The sequence below is a fragment of the Rhodococcus sp. EPR-157 genome (assembly GCF_001647195.1).
Taxonomy (GTDB): Bacteria; Actinomycetota; Actinomycetes; order Mycobacteriales; family Mycobacteriaceae; genus Rhodococcoides.
The window spans coordinates 1-16,679 of sequence record NZ_LVCV01000428.1; the positions used below are offsets into that span (position 1 = coordinate 1).

Consider the following 16,679-nt stretch of genomic DNA (forward strand, 5'->3'; position numbering starts at 1 on the left):
GGCAGGTCAGGCTTCGATAATCGAGGATCTTCCCGCATTGTTTCGCGAAGCGGAACGCACAAGCGTAGACATCCTGGAACGCCGCGCACACACAGCGTTCTTCGAGATGCTCGGGCAGCACTCCTATCCCGGCCACACTACAGGACGCGTATTGCCCTGCTACGCATCGTCGGTCGCCATGGAGATACTTGCGCGCGCGCTTGCCACCACCGTCGACGCGGTCGCCCTCGTGCATCCGACGTTCGACAACATTCCCGATATTCTTCGCGGCGTCGGGATCGACCTGATTCCCATAGAGGAAGACGTGCTGCACGCAGGAGATCTGCCGGACGAGCTGTTGCAGGGCGTCGGTGCCGTGTTCATCACCACTCCCAACAATCCGACCGGACGTGTCGTCTCACACGAGCGTTTGCTGCGCCTGGCGTTGCAGTGCGCCGATCGAGACGTGATCCTGTGCTTGGACACCTCGTTCCGCGGCTTCGACGTCGCGGCTCAATACGACCATTATGCGATCCTGGAAGAATCGGGATGCCGGTGGGCGGTTGTCGAGGACACTGGCAAGCTTTGGCCGACCCTCGACCTCAAGATCGGCTGGTTGACCTCGTCGGCAGATATCGGAATCCCGGTCGGCAAGATCTACTCCGACATCCTGCTCGGCGTTTCGCCACTCATTCTCTCGCTGGTTCACAGATTCGCCGAGGACGGCGCAGCCGGTGGTCTCACCGAATTGCAATCGTTCATCAGGGACAACCGAAACATCGTGCGCTCGACGCTTTCGGGCATATCCGGGGTGACATTCCCGGACACCGCGTCCCGCGGAAGTGTCGAAAGAATTTTTCTCGGTGACCGGTCGGCCATGGACGTATGGCGAAGGTTGGCGGACCTACAGGTGTACGCATTGCCGTGCCACAAATTCCACTGGGCCCATCCGGAAGCGGGGCACAATTCCCTGCGCTTGGCATTGGCCCGATCGACACCGATCATCACAAGGTCAGCGTCAATAGTCGCCGACGTACTGGGGACGAAGGGGTGAAATCCACTCTTCCTCAGAGAGACTCGGCATCTTGGTCGACCGACATCGTCCAGGGCGGACGCCACGCGTGGACGTTCGATCTCGGGCCTGGATATCTCGGCCCGCCACTTCTCCCGGTCGACCTTCTTCGGAGCGCATACGAGTCGGCGTTCGACAGATTCGACTCTGCTGCGCTCACGTACGGCGCAGATCCCGGTGCGCTGCCGCTACGGCAGGCTCTCGCGTCGCGATTGAGCGAAACCGACGGAGTGCATTGCGATCCCGACGAAGTGGTGATCACCGCGGGCACAACACAGGCCCTCGCGTTGCTCTCGACTTCCATTGCTACACCGGGGGACATCGTCTTGGTAGCCGCAGAAACTTACGATCTCGCACGGCTGATCTTCGTCGATGCAGGCCTCACCGTAGTGAGCGTGGCCGTCGACGCGGACGGAGTAGTGCCCGAGCAACTGACACGGCAGATCGCCGAGACACGTCGAGCGGGAGGAACCCTGGCGTTCGTGTACCTGACGCCCACGTTTGCCAACCCGACCGGCATTGTCTATCCGGCCGACCGACGCAGGGAACTTCTGAACGTCGCCCGAGATCACTCGGTGACGATCGTGGAGGACGATGCTTACGCCGACACCGGGTTCGAGGGCGCGCAACCGACGACGATGTCGGGACTGGCAGGACGAAAGGGTGTGATCAGACTCGGATCGTTCAGCAAGTCACTCGGTCCGGGTCTGCGGCTCGGATGGATGGTCGCCGATCGGGAAGTGGCGCTCGAAACAACGGCACGAGGTTCGTTCGTCAGCGGTGGATGCGTAAACCACACGACATCACTCGCAGTACTGTCCGTTCTCGACTGCCAGTACGAAGATCACCGAGGCGAACTCCAGACAGCACTGCGCGCGCGACGCAATGCGCTCGTCGATTCCCTGTCCGGCCGGCTCGGCAGCACTCTCGAACTGTCGGTGCCGAGCGGTGGATTCTTCTTATGGGTCGGCATCGCGGGTGCAACGGACGAGGACTCACTGATCGATGCCGCCGCAGCAGCAGGAATCGGAGTCGCACCAGGAAGCCGATACACGGGGCGAACGACGTCGGCCACACCTCGAATTCGGCTCTCCTACAGCTACAACGACCCTGCCTCACTGGCCCAGGCGGGACACACTCTTGCCGAGGCTTGGCTGCCACTCTCGACGAAGGGACGATCATGAGAACTGCAGGTCGACTGGCCTCCGGCTTGCTCGAAGCCTCAGGTCCGATCGGTTATTCGCTACCTCTCTCACCGCATGGGTTGTCGTCGATGTTGACACCTCCACCGTGGCACTTCGCCGGGGAGGTGATCATGGTCGATGTCCGCGTCGACCCGGACCGAGCACGGCGCTTCCTTCCCGACGAGTTGAGCCTGGGCTCGGATCCTGGCGCAGCTGCGTTCGTCTTCGCCGAATGGAATTGGTGTTCCGAAGACGGTGCCGAGCTGACCGAACCCCGGTCGAGTCGCTTCGCCGAGTTCCTAGTCCTGCTCGGGTGCGAGTTCGAAGGACGCGCGCTCGCTCGGTGCCCGTACGCATGGGTCGACCAGCCGGTCCCGATGATCCGAGGTTGGGTCCAGGGGATGCCCAAGCAATTCGGCGAAATCGACCAGACCAGGCCGAAACTCGTCGGGCGAGCAGGACCACGCCCGGACGATGCAGGCAGGCATCACGCGTCGATCTCGGTCGGCGGACACCGACTCGTCGATCTCTCCGTCGCCACCGACGGTACAACGGTCGCACCTCCGGCCCTGCACAACGTTCCGCTGGTCCACACCCATATGTCCCCCGTTTGGTTGAACGGTGAACCCGACAACCGCTCTCTGATCACCTCCGAGGTCACCGGTGTCGAATTCTCTCCGGTGTACTCGGGTTCGGCGCAGGTGAAGGTTCACCAGACGCTCGACGACGACTTCGCGCTACTCCAACCGATCGACATCGGTTCGGGTTACGTGTTCCAGTACGCCGAGACGCTCGTCGGCGGACAAGCCCTGACATCGACTACGACACGTGGAGCTTGATACGGTGCCGGTGTGAACCGGAGGGGCGGTATCCGAACGACGTCACTCGGTTCGTCGCTGTACCCACCACTCGGCTTCGTGACGTCGAGGTGGCCGTGGCGAGCGCTGTTGTACTGCGCTTCGACAGTGGTGGTCGGTGGCACGGTTCTGATCTTGTCGATTCCGCTGCTGATCGTGATGTCGGTGCCCGGGTGGCGCGATGCGGCTGCGCGGACGATCGTGACCGCAGAGGTGTCGCGACTGAGGGTCATCGAACCCGCGAAAGCTCGGGCGTGGAATGAGAGCAACACCGCTGTCCTACGCCACGCTGCGTACTCGCTGGTGGTCGCGGCTGTCCTCGCGCCTGTTGCAGCCGCGGTGCTGTTGGGTGGAGCAATTGCCGTCCCAACCTTGCTTGCCGCACCGGTTTTGGTCCGCAGCGACCCGATCAGTGTGTTCTCGCTCCAGGTGACCACCATGCCCGCTGCATTGGTGTTGCCGGTGATAGCGCTACCGGCAGCCATGCTGATCCTCTACTTGTGCGCCGCAATCGCCATCACGAATAGTGAACTAGCACATACACTTCCGTTGCGGTCGACGGAAGAACTCGAAGTCGAGGTCGATCGTTTGCAGACGTCGAGGACGGGACTGCTCGACGCCTTCGACACGGAGCGAGCCCGCATAGAGGGCATGCTTCACGACGGGGTCCAGCACAGGTTGGTCGCGGTAGGCCTGAGCATCGGGCTCGCCGAGCAGTCGGCCGGCGACGATCGAACCCGGGAGCTCCTTCGAACGGCGCACCGACAGGTCGACGAGTCGATGCGCGAGCTCAGGCGCACCATCCGCGGGATTCTGCCGCAGGCCTTGACCGAGTCTGGACTGCTCGCTGCGACCGAAGATCTCCTCGGCGAGCTCCCCGTCGACGTGAGTTTGAGCCTTCCTGCGGATTACCGGCCACCCCCTCGGGTCGAGCAGGTGTCGTACTTCGTCATCAGCGAAGCGATCACCAATTCGATCAAGCATGCGCAAGCCGGCACCATGTCGATCACGGCCGCCGTGATCGACGATTCATGGAGACTCGTGGTCTCCGACGACGGAATCGGCGGCGCCGACCCCGACTCGGGGCGTGGCCTGACCGGTTTGTCGCATCGCGTAGGGGCTCTCGGTGGCACGATCTCCGTATCGAGCCCACCCGGCGGCGGGACCACAGTGGAGATGAGATGCCCGATTCAGCATTGAAAATTGTTCTTGCAGATGACCTTCCGCTTCTTCGCGAAGGAATTGCGGCGGTAGTGGAATCGGCGGGCCACCGAGTGTGCGCATCGGTCTCGACAGTCGCCTCTCTTCACGATGCGGTTGCCGCCCACGATCCCGACCTCGTGATCACCGATGTCCGCATGCCGCCGACGTTCACAGACGAGGGACTGGCGGCTGCGGTCGAATTACGAAGGAAGAGGCCGGGTCTGAGTGTTCTGATCCTCTCGCAGTACACATCGGTGGCGTACGTCTCCGACCTCATCGACAACCCGGCTCGTGGCGGCATCGGATATCTCGTCAAAGAACGCGTCGGGCACGTCCGCGAGTTCGTCGAGGCGCTCGAGAAAGTAGCGGCGGGTGGAACCGTCATCGATCCGGAAGTCGTGCAGGCGTTGGTAGGTAGCTCGCGGAGGCAGGGATCGCTAGCCGTCCTTACCGCGCGCGAACTCGAAGTGCTGTCGCTGATGGCAGAGGGACACACGAACGCGCGCATCGCCGAAACACTCGTCGTGTCCGACGCTGCGGTACGCAAACACATCGGCAACATCTTCGCCAAACTGCCGCTCGGATCCGACACCGACCGACGGGTGACAGCCGTCCTCACCTATCTACGCGGAATCTCCTGACTGAGGCAATGGTGGCGTACGCGCTACCCAGGAAGTATCCCTCGGCCTACTGATTCGTAGCGTCGTACCGGCTTTCATGAGTGCATGCTCTCCAACGCACAGTACGAACGTTCCCTCCCATCGTCTCGGGGCGTCACCGCCGCCCAAGGATTGGTGAAGCGATTCGACAAGAAGTCGGCACCGGTTCTGGGCGGCATCACTCATAGTTTCGCCCCGTCGTCGTGGACGGCGATCATGGGCTCGTCCGGTTCGGGGAAATCGACTCTGCTCAACTGCCTGAGCGGGCTCGAGCAACCGGATCAAGGCATGGTGATCCTCGACGGAATTCCCCTCGGCGGGCTCGACGACGACGAACTCGCCCAGCTCAGGCGTGACCGTTGCGGTTTCGTCTTTCAGGACTACAACCTGTTCGATGCACTCGATGTCGCAGAGAACGTCGCTCTGCCTGCACGGCTCGCCGGCGCACATTCGAATATCGGGCGAGTTCGCGAAGTACTGGGCAGGGTAGGTCTTGCCGATCGGGCACGAGATGCGATCGACACGTTGTCCGGTGGGCAACGTCAACGTGTGGCGATCGCACGGGCGATGTTGAACCAGCCGTCGGTGGTGTTCGCGGACGAGCCGACAGGGGCACTCGATGTGCGCACAGCCCACGATGTCCTCGTACTGCTTCGGCAGGTTGCATCCCAGTTCGGCTCGACAGTAGTGATGGTCACCCACGACGCCTGGGCCGCGTCGTGGGCGGACGAGGTGATCGTTCTGGCGGACGGAGTGGTGGTCGACAGGCTCCCCGGCGGCGATGCCGACCGTGTCTCGCGCGCTGTGAACACGGTGCACGACAACGCTCGCCGGAAAGGTCGGTGAGCGGATATGTTGCGCCTGGCAACGGCAAACCTCCGACATCACCGCGGCCTGTTTCTCGGTGCGTTCGCCACACTCGTCGTCGGTGCAGCGATGATCGGCGCGTGTGCTCAGCTTCTGGTCACGGCGGTGATGGCGCCGGACGAGGGGTTCGATGTGCAGATCAGTGGGGCGGGTGTTCTCGATGGCGACGGCGCACCCACCACCGCGACCGAGCATTACACCCCGCTCGGATCTGGCGCCGAGGATCTCATGTCCGTCGCCGGGACAGTGGGCGTAATCGCATGCTTTCTGACCGGCGTCACCTTGTCCACCACGGTGGGTTACGTGATCGCCGCACGCAGGCGTGAACTCGGTATTCTCCGACTTCTCGGTACCACCGCCCCGATTCTGCGTCGCCTGCTTGTCTGGGAGATCGTCACGCTCGCGGCCGTCGCCGGCCTGGCAGGCGCCGCCCTGTCTCTTCCTGCAGCACCGATGATTCTCGGAATTCTCATCGACACGGGATTCGTCTCGGAGAAGTTCGACATAAGTGGTCGCGCGCTGGCGCTTGCACCTACCGTTGCGGCGACGATTGTCGTCGCGCTGTTCGGCGCCCGTGTCGGGTCCAAGCAGGTCCTCGGGGTGTCACCGTTGGCAGCCACGCGCTCCATCAACATCACCCACCGCATTCGGGCTCGCCGCTGGGCTCTCTCGGGTGCGGCTCTCGTGCTGGTGGTCCTCATCGGAGCCCTGGGCGCTGGGGCGCCCGGCGACGGAGCTGTCGGGCTCGGGCTCCTACTTCCGATGATTCTGTGTGGCGCGCTCGCCGCTGTCGCTCCCGTTGTGATTCCAATTGTCGTCGGACTGCTGTCCCGAGGCGCCGATCTCGTAGGAGGCAGTCACAACGGCGTCGTCCACATGGCGACACGCACAGCACGTTCGGCACGCGAGGCGACGACCGTGCTGGCAGTCCCGGCTCTGCTGTTCGTAGGAATCGCGGGGTCGGTGCTGGTGACCATCGGTGCGGACAACACAGCAGTCGCCCGCGCGACACGCGACGAAGTCCGCGCGGACTTCGTGGTCACCAACCCGCCCCAGGACACCGACTGGGCGTCTGTCGAAGGCGGTCTCGTGGACGTGTCGTTGTCCACGGAGCTGATCGCCACCGACCGCGACACCGCAATCGGACTGGACGCTGCGGGAATCGACCCGGTTGCGTTCTTGGCCACCCGTTCGGTCGACGTCACGGACGGTCGACTCGAGGACGTGACAGGCGGACCGGTCCCCGGAGTGGCGCTGAGCGCACAGGCGGCCTCGGACGACGGATACGCCGTCGGTCAGGACCTTAGATTCGCCACAGGCGACGGGATCTCGCACACGCTGCCGATCGTCGCAATCGTCCAGGGGAGCCCCACGCTGGTTCCGTCGATCCTGGTCTCTCGCGACTGGCTTTCCCAAAACGCTCCCGATGCCGTGGCCGGGGACGTATTCGTGGCAACCGATCCGAATGCCGATGCCGATGCAGTGCTGTCCTCGCTTCGATCGATCGCCGGGGACGGCCAGGTCGTCGCGGTGTCCGACTGGTTGGACTCCTCGGAATCGGAGTACGCGTCGAACAGCCTGGCCAGCGTTATCGTGGTGCTCGCGCCCGCCGGGTTGTTCTGCTTTCTTGCCACTGTCAACGCCACACTGATGTGGTCGACGACCCGCTCCGGGACACGACGAGGACTGACTCGGATCGGCGTATCGTCCGGCGCCGGCCTTCGAATCGAGCTTCTGAGCGCGACCCTGCTGATGGGTGGGGGTCTCGCTCTCGGCCTTGCTGTGACCGGTGTGACCGGCGTGATGGTGCGCACCGCTCTGCTGGGCAGCCCGCTGGCTGCGCTCACATCAGTCCCGGTCCTGTCTTTGATGGTGGTCACCGCGATCCCAGTAGCGGCCGTGGTTGCTCCCCTTCTGCTCACGTCCAGGAAAGTGAGCGCACGCGGAAGTGCAACGAGGAAGGTCGATCGAGATGCGACAACCGAGGCAGTCGGCTCCCCGACTGACTTTTCAGGACTGCGAACAGGTGGCACACTGGATCGGTGATCGAAAATATCGTTGTCCGATATGCCCTGTACGCTGCCGATTCTTCGGCGCGGGGTCCCGGGGGTTGTTCCTAGTAGCGCGGTCCGTGGTTCTCCATCCTGGGGATTCGCGGGTCGCAAAGATGTGACTCAGCACACAGCATTAGATAGTTCTGCGGCAAGTCCTCGAAGTTGGGGGGACGTAACGGTGTCGGATCGAGCAACGATCCACACTAGTGACACGAGGAGACGAAATGGCATCTACGACAAAGATCGACACCGAGACTGCGTTGCCCTCTTCCGAGGCCGAAATCGATGCACTCCGCCAGGAGATCGATCGGCTGGACTCGGAGATCCTCGCTGCCATCCAGCGCCGCACCGAGGTATCACAGCTCATCGGCCGGACCCGCATGGCGTCCGGCGGCCCGCGCCTGGTGCACAGCCGCGAAATGAAGGTACTCGACCGCTTCAGCAGCCTCGGCCAGGAAGGCCACACGCTCGCGATGTTGCTTCTTCGCCTGGGTCGCGGACGACTCGGACACTAGAGACTTCCGTCGTGCATGCCACTGGTGGCATGCACGACGAAACAGTCCAGGCAGGTCAGGTCAGGGCGATGTACTTGGTTTCCAGGTACTCGTCGATCCCCTCGGTCCCGCCCTCACGACCGAATCCGGACGCTTTGACCCCGCCGAACGGCGCGGCCGCGTCCGAGATGACGCCCCGGTTGACTCCCACCATTCCGCTCTCGATGGCGTCCGCCACCCGCAGCGCACGGTCGAGTCCGCGCGTGTAGATGTACGACGCCAGTCCGAACTCGGTGGCATTCGCCGCCGCGATTCCCTCGTCCTCGGTGTCGAAGCCGACGATGGGCGCTACCGGGCCGAATACTTCTTCCGTCAGGATTCGCGCGTTCGCCGGCACATTCGTCAGGACCGTCGCCGGGTAGAAGTACCCGTCTCCGCCAGCTGCCTCGCCGCCGAGCGCAATCTTCGCCCCACACTGCACAGCGTCGTCGACGAGCTCCTTCACCGTGTCCAACTGATCCGCGTTGATCAGCGGTCCGAGCGTGGTATCGGGGTCGATACCCGGGCCGAGTTTCATCTCCTTCATCCGCTCGACGAGCTTCGCGGTGAACTCTTCTCGCACACTGTTCGCGACGTGGAATCGGTTCGCGGCCGTGCACGCCTCGCCGCCGTTGCGCATCTTCGCGAGCATTGCGCCGTCGACGGCTGCATCGACATCTGCATCGTCGAACACGACGAACGGCGCATTGCCACCCAATTCCATGGACGTTCGCAGCAACCCGCCCGCCGACTGCTCGATGAGCTTCTTCCCCACCTCCGTGGAACCGGTGAATGTCAGTTTCCGAAGGCGAGGGTCCTCGAGGATCGGCGCGCTCACCGCGCTCGACTTCGACGTCGTCAACACCGACAGCACACCCTCGGGGAGCCCGATCTCGGCGAACAGCTGAGCCAGGAACAGCATCGTCAACGGTGTCTCGCTGGCCGGCTTGACGATGATGGTGCACCCGGCAGCGAGCGCGGGGCCGATCTTGCGCGTTCCCATCGCGAGCGGGAAGTTCCACGGAGTGATTGCCAGGACTGGGCCTACCGGCATCTTGCTCACCAGAATGCGACCGTTGCCAGCAGGCGCAGGCGTGTATCGGCCTTCGATACGGACGGCCTCCTCGGCGAACCAACGAAAGAACTCCGCGCCGTACTTGACTTCGGCTTTCGACTCGGCCAGCGCCTTGCCCATCTCGAGTGTCATGAGCGTCGCGACGTCGTCGGCACGTTCGGTGATCTTCTCGAATGCGGCACGAAGGTACTCACCGCGCTCGCGAGCGGGCGTCTTCGCCCACGACTTCTGTGCTGCCGCAGCTGCGTCGATCGCCTTCTTCGCATCCGCAGCGCTGGCGTCGGCGACGCTGGTGATCGGCTTTCCTGTAGCCGGATTGTTGACCTCGAACGTCGCTGCGTTCTCGGCATCGACGGCGTGGCCACCGATCCATAGCTTCGGTTGGATGGATTCGACGAGTGAATTGGTCTCCATTCTTCCAGTGTGCCCCCAGGCTTCACGTGTGCCCAGAGCGCACGAGAAGACGCGCACAAGCCGGCGAAGCAGATTAGGGTTTGCAGACATGAGCGGTGACATCACGGGCAGCGACGCCTGGAACAACTTGAAAGCACACCACGACGCAATCGGCGAGAAGAAGCTTCGAGACCTGTTCACCGAGGACCCGGATCGCGGCCGAACCTTCACGATGGATGCGGGCGACCTGCACATCGACTACAGCAAGCACATCATCGACAGCGAGACAGTGTCTCTTCTGGTCGAACTCGCTCGCGCCGCGGACGTCGAAGGCCGTCGGGACGCGATGTTCGCCGGCGAACACATCAACACCTCCGAGGATCGTGCAGTCCTGCACACCGCCCTGCGGCTTCCCGCCGACGCGACGCTCGAGGTCGACGGCCAGAACGTCGTCGCCGATGTCCACGAAGTGCTCACGCGGATGGGCGAATTCACCGATCGAGTGCGTTCCGGCGAGTGGGTCGGCGCGACCGGTTCTCGAATCTCGACAGTGGTCAACATCGGCATCGGCGGCAGCGACCTCGGACCCGTCATGGTCTACAACGCGCTTCGTCACTACGCCGACGCCGGAATCGACGCGAGGTTCGTCTCCAACGTCGATCCCGCCGATCTGGTCGCCGCCTTGGTCGGGCTCGACCCGGCGTCGACGCTGTTCATCATTGCCTCGAAGACGTTCTCGACGCTGGAGACGTTGACCAACGCCACGGCAGCGCGGCGATGGCTCGTCGATGCCCTCGGCGAAGACTCGGTCGCCAAGCACTTCGTCGCAGTGTCGACCAATGCGGAGCGAGTGTCGGAGTTCGGGATCGACACCGCGAACATGTTCGGGTTCTGGGACTGGGTCGGTGGACGCTACTCGGTGGATTCGGCGATCGGTCTCTCGGTCATGGCTGTGATCGGCAAGGAGGCATTCGGGGAGTTCCTCGACGGTTTCCATCGCATCGACGAGCACTTCCGCGCGACGCCACTCGAGCAGAACGCTCCGGCCCTGCTCGGCCTCCTCGGGCTGTGGTACAGCAGCTTCTTCGGATCGGAAACCCGCGCGGTACTGCCGTATTCGAACGATCTGTCACGCTTCCCCGCGTACCTGCAGCAACTGACGATGGAGTCCAACGGCAAGTCGGTCAAGGCCGACGGCACTCCGGTGACGACGTCGACCGGGGAGATTTTCTGGGGCGAGCCGGGCACCAACGGACAGCACGCCTTCTACCAGTTGCTGCACCAGGGAACCAGGCTGATCCCCGCCGACTTCATCGGGTTCGCCGAGCCCACGGACGACCTCCCGACCCGCGACGGCACCGGCAGCATGCACGACCTGCTCATGAGCAACTACTTCGCCCAGACCAAGGTCCTCGCGTTCGGCAAGACGGCCGACGAGATCGCCGCCGAGGGAACCGCGCCCGACGTCGTGCCGCACAAGGTGATGCCGGGCAATCGGCCGTCGACCTCGATCCTCGCGCCGAAGCTGACCCCGTCCGTCGTCGGGCAGCTGATCGCGCTGTACGAGCACCAGGTGTTCGTCGAGGGTGTCGTGTGGGGTGTCGACTCGTTCGACCAGTGGGGTGTCGAGCTCGGCAAGACCCAGGCCCTGGAGCTGACGCCGGTGCTGACCGACGAGGCGGCACCGGAGAAGCAGGGCGATTCGTCCACCGACGCCTTGGTCCGCTGGTACCGCGATCAGCGGGGGCGCGCGAAGTAGCTCTGGGGGTAAATGTGCAGCCGAGGGATCCGAACGGTCGGCCGGTACGTCCAACTCAGTATGGACTTCGATCAGAACCACATGTTCTCCCGCACGGACGCGCTGGCACGCGGTTATACGGACGACGACCTGCGGCGGGGCCGGGCCAGCGGCGAACTCGTCACCGTCCGGCGTGGGCACTTCATCAGGGCGGAGGTCTACCGGACGCTCGATGCTCATCGCAGGCACGCAGTCCTCGCCGAGGCCATTTTCGCGGAGTCGAGCGCCGACACGGTATTCAGTCACGTGTCGGCGGCGGTGCTGCACGGGATGGAGACGTGGGATATCCCGCTGGACAAGGTCACGTTCACGATCGGTCGCTCGTATGCGGGCAAGCGCGGTCGACAGCGAGTTCTGCACGGATCGCCCGTGCCGTCCTCCGACTTGATGACGGTGAACGGGTTCGCGGTCACCACACCGACACGGACGGTGGTCGACCTGGCCAGATCGCTACCACTGCACCCCGCGGTGTGCGTCGGTGACTACGCGCTTCGCACCGGCCTGACAACGCATGCCCAATTGCTCACCGCGCTCGACGACGCGAGAAACAGAACGGGTGTAGCGAAAGCGCGCCAAGCTGTGGGGTCGATGTCCGCGCGAAGCCAGAGCGCCGGAGAATCACGCAGTCGCATGCAGCTCGACACGCTACCGCTGCCGCCGCCGCAGCTCGGTCAATGGCTGCGCGACGAATTCGGCCTACTCGTAGCGAGGGTGCCGTTCCTCTATCCCGATCACGGGGTAGTCGGGATATTCGAGGGTCAGGGGCTGTACGGGGCCGATCCCGTCATCGCCGACGTGGACTGCACGCGACAGCGGAAGCGCATGCGCGATCTGGGATGGGTTGTCGTGCAGTGGAACTGGGAAGACCTCGCGTTCCCGAGAGAGCTGACCGATCGAATCGCACGGGCCTTCGTCCGCGCAGCCGGCCTACCTGCTCCTCGCGGATCCTTCACCTGAGAATCAACCTAGATTCGGGCCAAGATCGCCGCGGTGTCCAGTCCCGTCGGCAGGGTCCCGAAGGCCCCGCCCCAATCTTCTCCGAGCCTGCTGGCGCAGAACGCATCGGCCACAGCCGCGTCGCCATGCCGGATCAGCAGCGAGCCTTGGAAAACCAACGCCATCAGCTCGACGACGCGTCGCGCGCGGTATTCGATATCGGAACGATCGGCGAGCTCCTTACCGAGACGTGACACCGCGTCGTCGAAGCGTGAATCCGCTCCTGCTGCAAGACCGACCTCGGCAAAGTATGCCTCGACAACGTCCGGCTGTTTGGCCAGCGCACGCAGGGAATCGAGTGCGGCCACGTTGCCCGAGCCCTCCCAGATCGACATCAGCGGCGACTCTCGGAACAACCGCGGCATCGACGAATCTTCCACGTATCCGTTGCCGCCCAGGCATTCCAGTGCCTCTGCTGCATGCGACGGGGCACGCTTGCACACCCAGTACTTGGTGACGGCCACGGCGATTCGACGCAGTTCGGTCTCCTGACTGTCTCCCCGCGCCGACCGGTCCGTCGCTCCCGCCAGACGCATCATGACGGTCGTCGCGGCCTCGGACTCGATAATCAAGTCCGAGAGCACATTCCGCATCAGCGGCTGATCCACCAACTGCGCCCCGAACGCCGAACGATGACGCGCATGGTGCACTGCGCGGACTGTCGCATTGCGAATTCCTGCCGCCGATCCGATGACGCAGTCCAGCCTCGTCATGTTGACCATCTCGATGATCGTCGGCACCCCGCGCCCCTCTTCGCCGACGAGCCAGCCGGTGGCCCCGTGGTATTCCACCTCCGAGGATGCGTTGGACTTGTTGCCGAGCTTGTCCTTGAGTCGTTGCAGCGCAATACGATTACGAGTACCGTCGGGCAACACCCGGGGCAGCAGGAAGCACGACAGGCCGCCCGGCGACTGTGCCAGTGTGAGGAACATGTCCGACATCGGCGCCGACGTGAACCACTTGTGTCCGACGATCGAGTACGTACCGTCCGAGGACGGTGTCGCTGTCGTCGTGTTGGCGCGGACATCGGACCCGCCCTGCTTTTCCGTCATCGACATACCCGCGATGAGGCCGCGCTTCTCGGTGGGAGTGCGAAGCCCGAAATCGTAGTGGGTCGACGCCAGCAGCGGCTCGTACAGATCGGCGAGCTGTGCATTGTGCCGCAGCGCCGGTACTGCCGCATAGGTCATCGAGATGGGACACATGTGCCCGGCGTCGGCCTGGCCCCATGCGTAGAACTTCGCCGCGCGGGCCACATGAGCACCTGCCCGGTCGCACTGCCACGGCGTCGCGTGCAGGCCGTTCGCTACCGCCACCGACATCAGGTCGTGCCAGTGCGGGTGAAATTCGACCTCGTCGATGCGGTTGCCGTACCGATCGTGCGTCCGAAGGATCGGCTGGTTCTCGTTGGCGAGGCGCCCCCACTCCTGAACTTCTACGCTGCCTGCAAGATCCCCGAGTTCGCGGAGCTCGGGGAGCGAGTACTCGGCACCTTCGCGTTCGAGCCCCTCGAGCAATGTGGCGTCGTCGGACGTGTCGTACGGCAGCAGGTCGGGGACCTGGTTGAACACGCTGTGTGTGTCCGGAAAAGTCATGACGAGACTCCTAGCGATCGAAGAGCGAATGCGACGAGATCGGGGACGACGTCGGCAGCGTCGCCGTGGTTGCGGTCGGGACGCAGCGGCCCGACGAGGACCTCCCCCACCGCGCCGACGAGTCCTGCTGCCGCCAGGTCGACGTTCTGCGCCGGAATTTCACCCGAAGCGACTCCGGCGGCAATCGCTCCGGCGATCGCGGCCGTGAAACTGCGTCGGAACACCAGCCGTTCGGCGTCGACGGCCGGATCGACGGGCTCGGCCAACAAGGCGTACGCCATGGTGCGGTTCTTCATGGCCCGCCCGGCGAACGTCTCGACGATCGCGGTGACCCGCTCGGTGGCATCACCGGAAGCGCAGGCCTCGGCGACGGCACGGACCTCCCGACCGCACACCTCGCGAAATATCGCCACGACCAGGTCGGACTTGCTCTCGAAGTGGGTGTAGACGCTACCGGCGGAGACCCCGGCCGCTGCGGCGACGGACGCGATGGACAACCCCCGATAGCCCTGCTCGGACAGCACCTCGATCGCCGACGCGAAGAGTTTGTCGCGTCCGGCATCGAGTCGAGCTTGCACGGCCGTCGTGCGGCGATACGGCATGCCAAGAAGTGAAGCACTGATTCATTGCTTCACACAAGCCCCCTCGAGTACCGTCGACACCATGCCAGTGAGGATCGAACGCTCGGGGCCCGTCACCACCGTCATCCTGTCGCGACCGGAATCGAGGAATGCCGTCGACGGCCCCACCGCGGCCGAGCTGGTCGCGGCGTTCGAGGAGTTCGACGCCGACGAGGACGCTGCCGTCGCGGTGCTGTGGGGAGAGGGTGGAACCTTCTGCTCCGGCGCCGATCTCAAGGCGCTCGGAACGGAACGCTCCAACCACGCGACCGAACACGGCGACGGCCCGATGGGGCCGACCAGAATGCAGCTGTCCAAGCCCGTCATCGCCGCGGTCTCCGGCTACGCCGTCGCGGGTGGCCTCGAACTCGCGCTGTGGTGCGACCTTCGAATCATCGAGAAGGACAGCACTTTCGGGGTCTTCTGCCGGAGGTGGGGCGTCCCGCTGATCGACGGCGGAACGGTACGGCTACCACGGTTGATCGGTACGTCGCGAGCGATGGATCTGATTCTCACCGGGCGCGCAGTCGACGCCGACGAAGCACTTGCCATCGGCCTCGCCAATCGCGTCGTCGACGTCGGTGGCGCGCGGGCCGCTGCAGAGGCACTCGCAGCCGATCTGGCACTTCTACCGCAGACGTGCATGCGCGAGGACCGCCTGTCATTGCTCGAGCAGGAGGGTCTGGAGCTGGAAGCCGCTATCGCCAACGAGTTCCGGCACGGCGCGATCTCGATGTCCGCCGATGCACTTGGCGGCGCGCAGCAATTCGCCTCGGGCGCAGGCAGGCACGGCGTCAGCCACTCGAGACATACGCCGTGAGGCGAGACCGTCTGTCCGTTGTCGACGACATCTTCTTGCGAACCCACCGAGGGTACGGACTGCCAATCGTCCTTCAGGGCATCTGGCGCAGCGACGAACACGTCGACAGAGTGGATTTCGCTGCGGTGCATGCCAATCTGGCGTCGGGTCAGCTCGGTCGAAGGATCGTCACCCCTCGTGTTCCCGGTGCGCGACGACGCTGGACTCGATCCACCCAGGCACACCCACTTCGGTACGACGCCACACCGCTGAGCGAAGGCACCGTGCTGAGCTGGGCGGACGCGCAAGGAGACATCGAGCTCGATCCGGAGTTCGGACCGGGCTGGCGGATGTCGGTGGCAGCGGTCGAGACAGGCGGGACCGTGATGTCACTGGTCTGCTCGCACACCCTGGCCGATGCTGCAGGCCTCATCGCGGCGGCGGGGAGGGCGTTCGAGGGAAGTGCGCCGGAGTTCCGACTGCGTCGAACGTCGGACATCGGCGATGCGGTCTCGCTCGCCACTCGGGTGGCTGCGGGTTCGGTGCGCGCGTCCGCGAGTTTGATGCTCAGCCGAGACTCCCGGCGCGAGCTGACCGGTTACGTCCGCTCGTCGAAGACCGTCGGACTTCACGACGTACGCCCCAGTACTGCCATCTTCGACATCGATGCGAACCTGTCCAACACGGTGTTCATTTCGCTGGTCGCCGAGATCGCCGCCTCCCTCGGGGAACGCGAACCAATCAGCATCAACGTACCTTTTCGGTCGAATACGCACGGCACCAATCGAATCGGTATGGCCACCGTCGGCGTGTTCAGCACCGACACCCTTGCAGACATCAAGAGCGCAACCAAGGCGGCTCTCGCCAAGCCCGCACACGCGCCGAGCGGCTTCCCGGCCGAGGCAGTCCAACTGATGTCCGACGCCAAGGCCGCATCGATGACGTCCTCACTCGGGACTGCGCGGGTGCTGTGTTCGAACATCGGGGCTCTTCCG

General features: G+C 64.1%; 15 protein-coding genes. 12 read left to right on the forward strand and 3 right to left on the reverse strand.

Annotation, left to right across the window (positions count from 1 at the left end):
• The 8 genes from mppP to A2J03_RS19915 form a co-directional block, all read left to right on the forward strand.
• Positions 1-1,033 (forward strand): enduracididine biosynthesis enzyme MppP (mppP, locus tag A2J03_RS19880; protein ID WP_068377435.1); only part of this gene is annotated, 1,033 nt, incomplete at its 5' end.
• Positions 1,030-2,235, forward strand: coding sequence for an aminotransferase-like domain-containing protein (locus A2J03_RS19885; protein WP_068377438.1), 1,206 nt, complete (start codon positions 1,030-1,032; stop codon positions 2,233-2,235). The genes mppP and A2J03_RS19885, both read left to right, overlap by 4 nt.
• Entirely contained in the window at positions 2,232-3,074 is an 843-nt protein-coding gene (locus tag A2J03_RS19890; protein WP_068377442.1) for an acetoacetate decarboxylase family protein, read from the forward strand. Before A2J03_RS19885 ends, A2J03_RS19890 begins: the two co-directional genes overlap by 4 nt.
• A 12-nt stretch (positions 3,075-3,086) precedes the next feature.
• Entirely contained in the window at positions 3,087-4,292 is a 1,206-nt protein-coding gene (locus A2J03_RS19895) for a sensor histidine kinase (RefSeq protein ID WP_082897959.1), read from the forward strand.
• Positions 4,274-4,936, forward strand: a complete 663-nt coding sequence (locus tag A2J03_RS19900) for a response regulator transcription factor (RefSeq protein ID WP_068377445.1) — start codon at positions 4,274-4,276, stop codon at positions 4,934-4,936. Before A2J03_RS19895 ends, A2J03_RS19900 begins: the two co-directional genes overlap by 19 nt.
• 84 nt (positions 4,937-5,020) lie before the next feature.
• Positions 5,021-5,800: an ABC transporter ATP-binding protein gene (locus tag A2J03_RS19905; RefSeq protein ID WP_068377448.1), complete on the forward strand. Its 780-nt coding sequence runs from the start codon at positions 5,021-5,023 to the stop codon at positions 5,798-5,800.
• Between the two features lie 6 nt (positions 5,801-5,806).
• Positions 5,807-7,867, forward strand: coding sequence for an FtsX-like permease family protein (locus A2J03_RS19910; protein WP_068377450.1), 2,061 nt, complete (start codon positions 5,807-5,809; stop codon positions 7,865-7,867).
• A 232-nt stretch (positions 7,868-8,099) separates the two neighbouring features.
• Entirely contained in the window at positions 8,100-8,390 is a 291-nt protein-coding gene (locus A2J03_RS19915; protein ID WP_068377453.1) for a chorismate mutase, read from the forward strand.
• A 55-nt stretch (positions 8,391-8,445) separates the two neighbouring features.
• Here A2J03_RS19915 and A2J03_RS19920 read toward each other — a convergent pair whose 3' ends face one another.
• On the reverse strand, positions 8,446-9,897 hold the full coding sequence (locus A2J03_RS19920; RefSeq protein ID WP_068377456.1) for an NAD-dependent succinate-semialdehyde dehydrogenase: 1,452 nt from the start codon (positions 9,895-9,897) through the stop codon (positions 8,446-8,448).
• Positions 9,898-9,985: 88 nt separating this feature from the next.
• Between A2J03_RS19920 and pgi the strand changes: the two genes are divergently transcribed.
• Positions 9,986-11,635, forward strand: a complete 1,650-nt coding sequence (gene pgi, locus A2J03_RS19925; RefSeq protein WP_068377458.1) for a glucose-6-phosphate isomerase — start codon at positions 9,986-9,988, stop codon at positions 11,633-11,635.
• 81 nt (positions 11,636-11,716) lie between these two features.
• Positions 11,717-12,631: a type IV toxin-antitoxin system AbiEi family antitoxin domain-containing protein gene (locus A2J03_RS19930; protein ID WP_231912626.1), complete on the forward strand. Its 915-nt coding sequence runs from the start codon at positions 11,717-11,719 to the stop codon at positions 12,629-12,631.
• A gap of 8 nt (positions 12,632-12,639) precedes the next feature.
• Here A2J03_RS19930 and A2J03_RS19935 read toward each other — a convergent pair whose 3' ends face one another.
• Together A2J03_RS19935 and A2J03_RS19940 are read right to left on the reverse strand one after the other, a co-directional pair.
• On the reverse strand, positions 12,640-14,265 hold the full coding sequence (locus A2J03_RS19935; protein WP_068377464.1) for an acyl-CoA dehydrogenase family protein: 1,626 nt from the start codon (positions 14,263-14,265) through the stop codon (positions 12,640-12,642).
• Positions 14,262-14,867 carry a TetR/AcrR family transcriptional regulator gene (locus A2J03_RS19940; RefSeq protein WP_068377467.1) on the reverse strand — a complete coding sequence of 202 codons (606 nt, stop codon included), beginning with the start codon at positions 14,865-14,867 and terminating at the stop codon, positions 14,262-14,264. The genes A2J03_RS19935 and A2J03_RS19940 overlap by 4 nt, the downstream gene beginning before the upstream one ends.
• Positions 14,868-14,928: 61 nt before the next feature.
• On the opposite strand from A2J03_RS19940, the gene A2J03_RS19945 reads away from it, so the two are divergent.
• Both A2J03_RS19945 and A2J03_RS19950 read left to right on the forward strand, forming a co-directional pair.
• Complete coding sequence (locus tag A2J03_RS19945) at positions 14,929-15,705, forward strand: crotonase/enoyl-CoA hydratase family protein (protein WP_068377469.1); 777 nt, start codon at positions 14,929-14,931, stop codon at positions 15,703-15,705.
• Positions 15,702-16,679 (forward strand): hypothetical protein (locus A2J03_RS19950; RefSeq protein ID WP_068377472.1); only part of this gene is annotated, 978 nt, incomplete at its 3' end. The genes A2J03_RS19945 and A2J03_RS19950, both read left to right, overlap by 4 nt.